At 36.5% G+C, this 11,747-nt stretch carries 10 protein-coding genes; 6 read left to right on the top strand and 4 right to left on the bottom strand.

All coding sequences use genetic code 11. From position 1 onward, the window contains the following. Window positions 1–140: 140 nt before the first annotated feature. Both ESV24_RS10430 and recG read right to left on the bottom strand, forming a co-directional pair. Window positions 141–980 (bottom strand): helix-turn-helix domain-containing protein, encoded by an 840-nt coding sequence (locus tag ESV24_RS10430; RefSeq protein WP_111816204.1) that lies wholly within the window; start codon window positions 978–980, stop codon window positions 141–143. Between the two features lie 226 nt (window positions 981–1,206). Next, window positions 1,207–3,312 (bottom strand): ATP-dependent DNA helicase RecG, encoded by a 2,106-nt coding sequence (recG, locus tag ESV24_RS10435; protein WP_111816205.1) that lies wholly within the window; start codon window positions 3,310–3,312, stop codon window positions 1,207–1,209. Window positions 3,313–3,402: 90 nt separating this feature from the next. Here recG and ESV24_RS10440 point away from each other — a divergent pair, with 90 nt between their 5' ends. The 6 genes from ESV24_RS10440 to ESV24_RS10465 all read left to right on the top strand — a co-directional run bounded on the left by ESV24_RS10440 (window position 3,403) and on the right by ESV24_RS10465 (window position 9,313). Further along, complete coding sequence (locus ESV24_RS10440; protein WP_111816206.1) at window positions 3,403–5,457, top strand: M1 family metallopeptidase; 2,055 nt, start codon at window positions 3,403–3,405, stop codon at window positions 5,455–5,457. Then, a complete protein-coding gene (locus ESV24_RS10445) occupies window positions 5,454–6,368 on the top strand; it encodes a patatin-like phospholipase family protein (RefSeq protein ID WP_111816207.1) in 915 nt (304 codons plus the stop codon). Before ESV24_RS10440 ends, ESV24_RS10445 begins: the two co-directional genes overlap by 4 nt. 190 nt (window positions 6,369–6,558) lie before the next feature. Next, window positions 6,559–7,248 carry a hypothetical protein gene (locus ESV24_RS10450; RefSeq protein WP_111816208.1) on the top strand — a complete coding sequence of 230 codons (690 nt, stop codon included), beginning with the start codon at window positions 6,559–6,561 and terminating at the stop codon, window positions 7,246–7,248. A 14-nt stretch (window positions 7,249–7,262) separates the two neighbouring features. Next, a complete protein-coding gene (locus ESV24_RS10455) occupies window positions 7,263–7,913 on the top strand; it encodes a hypothetical protein (RefSeq protein WP_146743163.1) in 651 nt (216 codons plus the stop codon). Further along, the gene (locus ESV24_RS10460) at window positions 7,892–8,644 is read left to right on the top strand and encodes a sensor histidine kinase (protein WP_111816210.1); all 753 of its coding nucleotides are present in this window, start codon (window positions 7,892–7,894) and stop codon (window positions 8,642–8,644) included. Before ESV24_RS10455 ends, ESV24_RS10460 begins: the two co-directional genes overlap by 22 nt. Before the next feature lie 36 nt (window positions 8,645–8,680). After that, window positions 8,681–9,313, top strand: a complete 633-nt coding sequence (locus tag ESV24_RS10465) for a response regulator transcription factor (RefSeq protein ID WP_111816211.1) — start codon at window positions 8,681–8,683, stop codon at window positions 9,311–9,313. Window positions 9,314–9,326: 13 nt separating this feature from the next. On the opposite strand, the gene ESV24_RS10470 is transcribed toward ESV24_RS10465, so the two are convergent. Both ESV24_RS10470 and ESV24_RS10475 read right to left on the bottom strand, forming a co-directional pair. Continuing rightward, window positions 9,327–9,851, bottom strand: coding sequence for a DUF7935 family protein (locus ESV24_RS10470; protein ID WP_111816212.1), 525 nt, complete (start codon window positions 9,849–9,851; stop codon window positions 9,327–9,329). 128 nt (window positions 9,852–9,979) lie between these two features. Beyond that, window positions 9,980–11,596, bottom strand: a complete 1,617-nt coding sequence (locus tag ESV24_RS10475) for an FMN-binding glutamate synthase family protein (protein WP_111816213.1) — start codon at window positions 11,594–11,596, stop codon at window positions 9,980–9,982. Between the last annotated feature and the right edge of the window lie 151 nt (window positions 11,597–11,747).

Raw genomic sequence — 11,747 nt, forward strand, 5'->3', positions numbered from 1 at the left:
TAATTTTAAAGTGGTTAATATTCTTTTAATAATTAGTAATTGGGAGTTAAGATGTTTAAATGTAATTGGAAAATCTAATATTGAGTTGTATAAAACCGCCATTTAGTATCTGGAAATCAATTATATAGTGGGGGAGAATTTTATAGTGGTGGGTTGAGAAAAGCTTTTGAAGCCATAAGCTCTTGAAGAAATTTGAACTTTTCAATATGAAATTTAGAAGGACAGGCGCCACAATATTTTTTAAAATCCTTGGAGAAATGGGAAAAATCGTAATAATTAAATAGTGCAATTAAGGCCTTACAATCGATTGGAGTTTCGTTCTTTATTTCTGCAAACATATAATTAAAACGCACGATGCGCTTGTATACTGTGGGAGTGATGCCGACCATTTTTTTAAACTGTTTTTGAAAGTAGCGCTCGTTAATTCCTAAATAACTTATAAGTTCTGTAATTGAACAACAACCGTAAGTTTCATTTATTCTTTGTATTGCAGAATCAATTACATTTAATTGCGGATTTACCGTTAATAAATGATTAATTAAAAGATTTTCAATAAGCTTAATCTTTAATTTATCGCCTTGTTGAGAATCAAATTGCTTGGTAAATTTCTGAATATTATTATTAAAGAGTGAAGTAGTTGCAATTGCCTTATCTGTAATTGATGGCATATCCAATCCAAAAAAATGCCATAACCCTGTTGGTTTAAACGTTACAGCATAGAGATCTACCTTGGACGAGTCAGAATTCATATAGTAGTGTTGGGTTTGCTGGCCTACGGTGTAAAATCTCGGTAGTTCTTGTTCTCCTTTTTTTTGAACTACATAAAAAGAACCACAAAAGTGAAACCCCATATGTCCAAAACCACTGGGTAAATTATACTCACTTATTATATTGTCATAATCGGTCTTCTTGCATTTTATGGTATAATAAAATGCAATGTAGGGTTGTAGAATCTTGGATGGAACATGCGTTTGAAACATTTCATTTAGCTTAAGATTGGCTGTTTTGATCCATATATATTTAGTTTACAACAAATTACAACAAATTACAATAAATATATGAACTAGGTTAGGGGTAAATCCCCCTAATTTAAGAGAGTTTTATCTTACATTAGTATATGTTCTTTCCATCAGTGGAATGTCTTAATTGCAGATCTCTCCTTCGTAACTTTTATCTCAGTGAAAAGAAAGCAATTTTAGTGATAATTTATGAAATATAATTCCAGATATTACGGTACTTCACAAGCTGTGCGTAGGTATTTTTTATAGGAATATTTTCTTCGGAAGAAAGGTTGGGGTCAGCTTTCAATACTTGCATTGCATAGCTACGCGCGATTTTCAATATTTCCGAATCCTTTATTATATCAGCAATACGAAGATTTAGTACACCACTTTGTTGGGTGCCCATCATATCGCCGGGGCCGCGTAGTTTTAAATCTACTTCGGCAATTTCAAAGCCGTCGCTGGTGCGCACCATGGTTTCCAAACGGGTTTTTGCATCTGCAGATAGTTTATGGCTAGTCATTAAAATGCAGTAACTCTGTTCGGCACCACGACCCACACGACCACGCAATTGGTGTAATTGTGAAAGTCCGAAACGTTCCGCGCTTTCAATAATCATTACACTGGCATTTGGAACATTTACACCAACTTCAATAACCGTGGTGGCGACCATAATTTGCGTTTCGCCTTTTATAAAGCGGTTCATTTCATATTCTTTATCGGCAGGTTTCATCTGTCCGTGAACTATGGAAACTTGATAATTTGGCTGTGGAAATTCGCGTACGATACTCTCGTATCCGTCCATCAAATCTTTGTAATCCATGGTTTCACTTTCCTGTATTAAAGGGTACACAATATACACCTGTCTGCCCTTTGAAATTTCGTCTTTCATAAAGCGAAAAACCTTCAGTCTATTTGCGTCAAAACGGTGCACAGTTTTGATGTCTTTTCTGCCTGGCGGAAGCTCGTCAATTACACTAATATCTAGGTCGCCATAAACGCTCATGGCAAGGGTGCGGGGGATGGGGGTGGCGGTCATTACAAGTACGTGTGGCGGGTACTCATTTTTATGCCATAATTTACTGCGTTGTTCTACCCCAAAACGGTGCTGCTCATCTACAATTGCAAGCCCCAAATTTTTAAATTTTACCTTATCTTCGAGCAGCGCATGAGTGCCAATTAGGATGTCTAATTCGCCATTTTCCAGTTTTTCATGGATTTCTCGTCTCTTTGAAGTTTTGGTTGAGCCCGTTAACAATTCAATACTGGTATTCAGTTTTTTACATAATTCAACTAAACCTGTATAATGCTGTACTGACAAAATTTCAGTAGGTGCCATTAAACAAGCTTGAAAACCGTTGTCAATAGCTATTAACATTGACATTAACGCTACTATTGTTTTCCCAGAACCAACATCGCCTTGTAAAAGTCGGTTCATCTGCGCGTTGCTTCCCAAATCGTTTCGTATTTCTTTGATCACCCGCTTCTGTGCTTCGGTCAATTCAAAGGGTAAATGTTCCGAAAAAAAGGTGTTGAAATTGTGTCCAATTTTATCAAAAGTATAGCCTTTAATTTTAGATTTATGGATGAGGTTTTTCCGAATTAATTGAAGTTGAATGTAGAACAATTCCTCAAACTTTAATCGGTATGTTGCGCGCGCTAAATGCGCCTGGCTTTTTGGAAAATGTATGTTAAAAAGTGCTTCCTTTTTTGAGGCTAATTTAAGCTGCTCCAAAAGTGGTTTTGAGAGGGTCTCGGCGAAGGCATTTTTGCTCTCCAAAAACAGCTGTTGCATCAGTCCATTTATCACCCTATTTGTTATGCCACTGTTCCCCAACTTTTCGGTGGAAGGATAGACAGGTTGCATAGCAGAGCGAATGCTTTTTTCGTGCGCGTCCAGCAATTCCATTTCGGGGTGTGGCATTGAAAAACTACCATTGAAATAATTCGTTTTTCCGAAGATTACGTAAGGAACGTTCAGTTTTAAATTTTCCCGAATCCATTTTTGACCGCGAAACCAAACCAATTCTATCGAGCCAGTTTCATCAATAAACGTAGCGACGAGTCTTTTGCCTCGTTTTTGTTCTACGGTTTTAATGTGGGTCATTTTACCAATAATTTGGACTTCCGCATTGGTTTGCTGTAATTGTGCAATTTTATAATACTGAGTTCGGTCTAAATATCTGTTCGGAAAAAGATTTAATAAATCTTGAAATGTATGAATGCCCAACTCTTTTTTCAGCAAATCTGCCCGGTTTGGACCAACGCCTTTAAGGTAGTCTATTGGAGTTTGTAGAAAAGTGGCATTCATAAAACGAAAATACTTAATTCCTGCGAAGGCAGGAATCTCATTGGTTGAAAATTTGTAATTTGCTATCTCATAAAAATTCCTCGTCTTAAAATGAATAAATTTCTTATTGCACTTTTTTTTTCAAGTTTCACGCTATTTGCGCAGCAGAGCGATGTTGTGGATTTTTTGAAAGTGGGGGCTTCAATTGGGACGGATGCCAGTAAAAAAACAATACTGGGTCGTTTTTCTACCACTTTTGAAATCTTAAAGGAAACTGATTCAATTTTTATGGATGCCGTGAATATTGAAATTGATTCGAATAATACTATTGATTTTAAGATATCTTCCGTTAAAACAAAAGTTTGGTTTGTTGGCAACTTTGAAAAAGGGAGAATTTACAAAGCGGATTTTTGGTATAAAATGGAACCCAAGCAAACTTTATATTTTTTTGATGACCAAATTTGGACTCAAGGACAAGGGAAATACACTTCACACTGGTTGCCAAGCATAGATGATGTAAACGATAAAATTGAGTTTGATTTGATGTTTACTGCACCGAATGATAAAACCGTTATTGGAAATGGCAAATTAAAATTCTTCGACAAATTATACGATTCGAATACTTGGCTTTATGATATGAAACAACCCATGTCCAGCTATCTCGTGGCCTTCGCAATCGGTGATTTCAATAAAAAAGAATTGGTTTCAAATTCTGGAATTCCGTTGGAATTGTATTATAAACCTTCAGATTCACTAAAAGTAGAGCCCACGTATCGCTACAGCAAACAGATTTTTGATTTTTTGGAAACTGAAATCGGCGTCCCGTATCCGTGGCAAAACTACAAACAAGTTCCCGTTCGCGATTTTCTGTATGCCGGAATGGAAAACACAACTGCCACATTTTTTTCAGAAGCGTTTGTGGTGGATTCCACAGGATTTAACGATAGAAATTACGTAAACGTAAACGCCCACGAGCTCGCGCATCAATGGTTTGGGAACTTGGTAACCGAAAAAGCAAACGAGGACCATTGGTTGCAGGAAGGCTTTGCAACCTATTATGCTTTACTTGCCGAAAAACATATTTTTGGCGATGATTATTATTACTGGCAATTGTACCAAACGGCAGAACAATTGAAAGCAATGAGCGATGAGGGAAAAGGCGAATCGCTTTTAAATCCAAAAGCAAGCTCGCTAACTTTTTATCAAAAAGGAGCGTGGGCACTGCATATTTTGCGCAACCGGATAGGGGATGAGCAATTTAAAACAGCAATTAAAAACTATTTGGAAAAGTATAGTTTCAAAAATGTTTCTACGGAAGATTTTTTGAATGAAGTGAAAAATGTTTCCGAAGTTGACATTACAGATTTTGAAAAAGACTGGCTTCAACAGACAGCTTTCAAAGCAGAAGAAGCCTATCATTCTCTATTGAAATCTAATTTTATAATGAAGTATTTTGAAGTTTCCGCGCTTAGGGCAAAACCTTTGGAGGATAAAAAAAGTCAGTTAAATACCGCGCTTACGTTTCCGAATGATTTTATTGGTCAGGAAGCGGTCTATCAATTGGTTAACGAACCTATTTCTGAAACACTTCCACTGTATAAAAAAGCTTTTGAAAGCAACAACCTTTATGTTAGGCAAGCTGTGGCGCTTTCATTGCAAACCATTCCGAAGGATCTGCAAACGGAATACGAAAGTCTGCTAAACGATGCTTCATACGTAACTTTAGAAACCGCGCTCTATAAATTATGGATTCAGTTTCCTGAAAAACGAATTGATTATCTTAACCAAACAAAAGACATTGAAGGGTTTCAAAACAAAAATATTAGGCAATTGTGGTTGACTTTAGCGTTGATCACTGAAAACTATCAAAATAGCGAAAAGGAAAATTATTTAAATGAATTGAAAAATTATACGTCAGAAGATTTCAGCTTCGAAATCCGCGAAAAGGCTTTTGAATATGTAAACGAACTTCAACTATGGGATTTGAAAACGCTCAAAAATTTGGCGGAAGCTTGTGTTCACCCAACGTGGCGTTTTTCAAAACCTTCAAAAGAATTATTAAATAATTTACTTCAAGAAAAGCGATATTACGAACAAATAAAGATTTTGGGCAGGCAGGTTTCAGAAAAAGCTGCCAATTATTTAAATTCAATTGTAAAAGAATGAGAGCGTTAGTAATTTCGGGCGGAGGTAGTAAGGGCGCATTCGCAGGTGGCGTTGCGCAGTATTTAATTGAGGAATTGCGCCGTGATTACGATCTTTTTGTGGGCACGTCTACGGGCAGTTTGCTTATCTCGCACTTGGCGCTCAATAAGGTTGAAAAAATAAAGGAAGTTTATACTTCTGTGAACCAAAAAAGTATTTTCAGCAGTTGTCCGTTCGTGATAAAGGAAGATAAGTTTGGGGGCAAACAGATTGCGATTGACCATTACACGGTCTTACGGAATTTTATAAAAGGAAAAAAGACCTTCGGCGAAAGCTTGAATTTGCGCAAATTGATAGAAAAGTCGGTGACCGAAGTAGAGTTTAATAATTTAAAAGCTTCTGAAAAAGAAGTGGTTGTAACTGTTTCAAACCTGTCCTTGAACCAAGTGGAATACAAATCTGTGAATGATTTTGAATATCAGGATTTTTTGGATTGGATATGGATTTCTTCAAACTATACTCCTTTTATGAGTCTTGTAAAAAAGGATGGCTGCGAATATGCCGATGGTGGTTTTGGAAGCATGGTTCCTATAGAAGAGGCCATAAACCGAGGCGCAACAAGCATTGACGTAATTGTTTTGGAAACCGAGATAACGTATTACAATCGGCTTCCTTCAAAAAATGTTTTTTCATTGCTTACCAATATGCACAATTATATGGCCGACCGTATTGAAAAGCAAAATATAAGAATCGGGAAATTTGTTGCAACCAACAAAGATGTTATTATCAATCTGTATTACACGCCTACGGTCCTAACGACCAACTCATTGATTTTTGAGAAGGAAATGATGGCGAAATGGTGGGAGCTCGGTTTCAATTACGCGGATCAAAAGAACAATGAGCTTAACGAAATTCGCACAAACGATGATTGATTTTCTTACTTTTCAATGGGGTAATTCCCCCAAAATCTCAGTGTTTTCCCTGTATTTTCAGTGGAAATAATTGTAGTGTGCTAATAATCAAGTGTTATGGTTTATCTTCACTTTAAGTTTATAAAGTAGATGCTTTCAAATTCTTCTATTTGTAACTACATTTATCCCACAACCATAAAACCAACACATTATGAATTCACAAATTACCAACCATTTATTACTATTCTTCTGTATCAGTTTGGTGCTTTATAGCTGCCAAGAATCATCTACAAATAGTGAGCTTCCATACGAGGGGCCGCCAAAGGACCGCATAATTACAGTAGAAAGAGCGCAGGAAATGTATGATTCATATTCTGAAAGACGCGTTCCAATTATCCAAAAATATGAGGATAGCGTTGTTTCTGACTCGCAAAAATTTACACCAACCCGTTATGCTGAATATGATTTGGAGACTATAAAACAATACATAGCTTATATTGAGCACGAGGCAAATCAGGCCAATGTGGATATAAATACTTTGCGTTTTTATCTTTCCAATTATCCAAACGGCGAAAAATTTCCAAATGGTGATGTCGTAAAATACCCACGAAGAAACAGCTTTTTTGTAGTGCCAACTATGGAATATGAGGGAAAAAACGTTGGGTTTTCAATTGAAGAAGTGGATGGAAAATATACAGCAGTGCCCATAAATAAGAATGAAACGAAAATCGAAAAGGATAACCAAAACCAAAAACAGGATGAACCTGAAGGCACTGTCAATGAGGCTGGATTTTTTACATCAAACACTGCTACAGTGCAAGGTGGTGGCACAAGTTTGATTTTGAATGAGAGCCATATTATGCCTCCTCCAGGTAAAGATGATTTTGGAAACGATAATTAGATTACTCTTTAACTTTGATTACGATATTAGAAATTTTACAAAATGTCCACATACCGCTTTATGCTATTGTATTCTTGTTGTCCATTATTAAATTACCGTTATACAAGAATACATCTCTAAAGGTCTTGCCAGTAATACTGCTATTTACTTTGTTAACAGAGTCATTGGGGATGTATGTAAAGAATGCTTATGGCATTCCCAATGCTATTGTTTATAATATATACTACGTTTTCTATTTTTCGCTTTTCTTTTATGTTTTTATGAAAGCAATTAAGGAAGCAAAATTCAAAAAGTATATAAAAATTGGTATAGCTGTTTACTGGTTGTTTTATTTAAGTGATTGGATATTTACAGATTTTATGAATAGTGGTTTTATAACATCTTATATAATTGGTGCCGCAATACTTATTTTTTGTATCGTTCTTTATTACATTAGTATTTTGCAATCGTCTTTGGTACTTGTAGTTAAAAACGATCTTCTTTTTTGGGTGAGCGTTGGGTTGTTCTTGTTTTACATAGGATATCTTCCTATAAAAATTATCAGAACTTGGTTCTATAAACAGGACAGTTTTTTTGAAATTTTGCTGGTTATACAATTTTCGCTCGTAATAATTATGTATTTGTTCTTTATGACAGGTTTTTTATGGATGAAAAAGAAATCATAATAATTGCGGCAATAGCCATTCCAATATCTCTTGTAGTAATCGTTATTGTATTATTCAGCGTTTTTACACGCAGGAAAAATCGCTTGCTGGAAGAGCAGGAAAAAGCAAAAAAGGATTTCGATCGTGAATTGGCAGAATCACAAATAGAGATTCGCGAAGAAACTTTACGAAATATAAGCTGGGAACTACACGACAATATTGGACAGTTGATGACCTTGGCAAAAATACAGGCCCAAATGGCTCAGGAAAAGCCAGAAATGATGAAAGAGGTTTCTGAAACTATTGGTACAGGTCTAAATGAGCTTAGAGCACTTTCGAAATTAATAAATCCGGAAGCCTTAAAAAGTTTAAGTCTTAAAGAAGCTGTAGGTTTAGAGATAGAAAGATTCAATAGATTAAAATTTATTGCGGCCGAATTAACAGTGAAAGGAACGGTTACGCCTATTGAAAGTAATATCCAAATTATCCTTTTTAGAATTTTGCAGGAGTTTTTTTCAAATACCATCAAGCATTCCAAAGCGTCCACATTAAAGGTATTATTGGATTATTCTGATAATGTGTTGACCATTTTAGCGGAAGACAACGGAGTGGGTTTTGAAAAAACCGATAATTTTATGGGTATTGGCTTAAAGAACATGAAAACAAGGGCCCAGCTTATCAACTCTACCTTGAAAATCAAGTCGGTAAAAAGTAAAGGTACAGCGCTACATCTTAAATATAAATTCACATAGACACAAAAATAGTTTCTAAAATAAAAGTATTGCACAATGAGTTATTCCGTAGTAGTGGTAGATGATCATTTTTTGCTTTCCCAAGCCATAGGTGGGCTAGTTCAAGATTTTGAAAATTTCAGGGTTTTATACTTATGTAAGAATGGCCGTGAGTTACTGGATAATTTCGAAAATCCTCAAAAAATTCCCGATTTGGTTCTCATGGACATAAAAATGCCCATTTTGAACGGAATAGAAACCACCGAAATTCTGAAGAAACAGTTCCCTAATGTAAAAGTACTCGCCCTTTCAATTGAAGAAGATGAATATACTATTTTGAAAATGCTCCGTGCTGGGGCGTGCGGTTACCTAATGAAAGATACTAAAAAAGACATACTTGAGGAGGCTCTTTTACAGGTTATGGAAAACGGGCGCTATTACACAAACACCGTCTCACAAATTCTTGTAGATTCCTTGGAAAAGGAAATAGATACTGAACTAAAAGAGAAGGAAATTGAATTCATCAAACTTGCCTGCACAGATATGAATTATAAGGAAATAGCTGATAAAATGTGCTGTAGCTACAAAACCGTAGAAGGTTACAGGGATTCAGTGCACAAAAAACTGAAGATAAAAAATAGGATTGGCCTTGTGCTTTTTGCAATCCACCACAATCTATTTACACCTTAGTGTGATTTCTTAATTAGAAAAGCTCACTAACTTCTTTCTTTACATACGCCATAGCTTTTTGAGAGGGAGTAATCTCCTCCATAAAATTCTGCAAAAGCCACTCACGCATTCTGTCTACATTTCCGTCTTTTTCGTGCATGGCGCCTTGCCGGATAACATGAATTGTCGCGTTTTTAGCGGCATTTATCAAGTTCCAACATTCCGGAGTTAAGTAAATCTGTTGCGTTAAATTATGTTCGTATTCCTGCTCAATATTCTTAATTAGGAGATTTTCATAATCATCTTTTGAATCTGAAAAAGGCTTTACCCTTACCAATAATTTATTGGGGTCTATACGCTCCAAAAACAAAGTAACACGTTCATAAGCCTGTAGACGAAGTGGTAGAACCTGTTTTTGGGCTTCTTTTTGAATTAAATATCTTCTTCGACCTTCTTCATTGGCGGTATGGCCTTTAAAGAAATAATAAGCAATCACACCCACAACAATCGCAGGTAAAAGATAGGCTACATAACTAATAATTTGGGATGCTTCTTCCATATATTCAGTATTCAGTATTCAGTATTCAGTGTTCAGTGTTCAGTATTCAGTATTCAGTATTCTGGTACGTAGCATTAGGAATGCAGGGCTATTGTATTTCAAAAAATCGATAGCTTATGGATAGCAACTCAATAGCGGACTTTATTTTCCTTTTTCATAGCTTTTACCTCCTTCTTAGCCTGCTTTTCGTGAAAATTTCCACCGAGGTGTTCGCAATGTGACAATTCTTTCATGCTTTTAAAAGGCACCGCGCATTTGTGGTACATAAATGACTGCGATAGGGTTTTGATCAAATTCTTGTCTCCAACTGTCAGATCAACATCGTCCATTGTAAACTGGCAGGGATGTTCATAGCCACAAGCGTGCGTCATTTCTAACAATTCTTTACAGAAGTTTTTAAAATAGAAATGTGCCCGAACAGATTTATCTTCTATATTAATTCCGCGTTGCAGCCATTTATTCTGCGTTGCAACACCGCTGGGACATTTGTTTGTATGACATAGTTGGGCCTGAATGCAACCGATACTCATCATTGCCTCACGAGCAACGTTTACCAAATCGGCACCCATAGAGAAAGCCATTGAGGCCCTTGCTGGAAACCCCAACTTTCCACTTCCAATAAAAACAATTTGTTCGCACATATCGTTCCTTTTGAAGATTTTATAGACTTCAGCAAAACCGAAAAGCCAAGGTAACGAAACGTGATCTGCAAAGCTTGGGGGCGAGGCTCCAGTTCCCCCTTCACCACCATCAATGGTTATAAAATCTGGACCTTTTCCGGTTTCTTTCATAATTTTAGCCAGCTGTTCCCATTCGCCTAAACGCCCTACTGCCGATTTAATTCCTACGGGAAGTCCCGTAGCTTCTGCGATGCTTTCCACAAATTCAACCATTCCTTTTACCCCTTCAAAAGCGGAATGATTTGGTGGTGACAGTACATCTTTGCCCAAAGGTACATGCCTTATTGCAGCAATTTCTTCTGTGATTTTGGATCCGGGCAAAACTCCACCTTTTCCAGGTTTTGCACCCTGAGAGAGTTTTAATTCTATAGCGCGTACTTGCGGATTTTCATTAACTAGTTTTATTATTTTATCCATAGAGAAATTTCCATTCTCATCGCGAACGCCGAAATATCCAGTTCCAAAGTGAAAAACTACATCAGCACCCGTTTTGTGATAAGGAGAAAGACCACCTTCACCTGTATTGTGATAGCAATATGCTAAGCCGCAACCTTTATTTAAAGACTCTATAGCACGCGCAGACAGTGAGCCAAAACTCATTGCAGAAACATTAATAACAGAAGCAGGGCGATACGGCCGGCGACGTTTATGGAAGCCTCCCATAAGTTTGGCACAAGGCAGAAAATAAGGATTTTTATAGTTGGGATTGTCTTTTTCTACCCTAAAAGGAAGCATTGCGTTGTTTATGAAAATGTAATTCGGTTCATATATATCGCGATCGGTTCCAAAGCCTTCATAGTTGTTTTCGTTTTTGGCGGAAGCATAAATCCAGCCACGCTCAATTCTATTAAAAGGAAGCTCCTCCCGATTGTTGGCCACAATATATTGCCGAAGTTCTGGCCCTATACTTTCCAGCATATACCGAATGTGTCCAATTACAGGGAAGTTGTGGCTAACAGTGTGATGCTTGTTGAAAAAGATATCCCGAATGGCAACGAGCGCTAAAAAGAAAAGAATCCAGACCCACCATGGAATATCGGCAAGAAATGATAGAAATGCATCCATTGAAAGTTTTTTTATAAAGGTATTTAAAATTAAATGGTTTAAAAAAATAGTTTCATTCTCAAAATTAGTCTTTCAAGCTTAATATTGTTTATAATTTCTATGAATTCACTTAAAAAAAAAGTTTGATAATAACTATTTTCACAACTTGAAG

Source organism: Aequorivita lipolytica (assembly GCF_007997135.1).
GTDB lineage: Bacteria > Bacteroidota > Bacteroidia > Flavobacteriales > Flavobacteriaceae > Aequorivita > Aequorivita lipolytica.

Excerpts from the sequence above, each read along its gene's own strand:
- ESV24_RS10430 (WP_111816204.1), bottom strand. The coding sequence starts at position 980 with ATGTTTCAAACGCATGTTCCATCCAAGATTCTACAACCCTACATTGCA.
- recG (WP_111816205.1), bottom strand. The coding sequence starts at position 3,312 with ATGAATGCCACTTTTCTACAAACTCCAATAGACTACCTTAAAGGCGTT.
- ESV24_RS10440 (WP_111816206.1), top strand. The coding sequence starts at position 3,403 with ATGAATAAATTTCTTATTGCACTTTTTTTTTCAAGTTTCACGCTATTT.
- ESV24_RS10445 (WP_111816207.1), top strand. The coding sequence starts at position 5,454 with ATGAGAGCGTTAGTAATTTCGGGCGGAGGTAGTAAGGGCGCATTCGCA.
- ESV24_RS10450 (WP_111816208.1), top strand. The coding sequence starts at position 6,559 with ATGAATTCACAAATTACCAACCATTTATTACTATTCTTCTGTATCAGT.
- ESV24_RS10460 (WP_111816210.1), top strand. The coding sequence starts at position 7,892 with ATGGATGAAAAAGAAATCATAATAATTGCGGCAATAGCCATTCCAATA.
- ESV24_RS10465 (WP_111816211.1), top strand. The coding sequence starts at position 8,681 with ATGAGTTATTCCGTAGTAGTGGTAGATGATCATTTTTTGCTTTCCCAA.
- ESV24_RS10470 (WP_111816212.1), bottom strand. The coding sequence starts at position 9,851 with ATGGAAGAAGCATCCCAAATTATTAGTTATGTAGCCTATCTTTTACCT.
- ESV24_RS10475 (WP_111816213.1), bottom strand. The coding sequence starts at position 11,596 with ATGGATGCATTTCTATCATTTCTTGCCGATATTCCATGGTGGGTCTGG.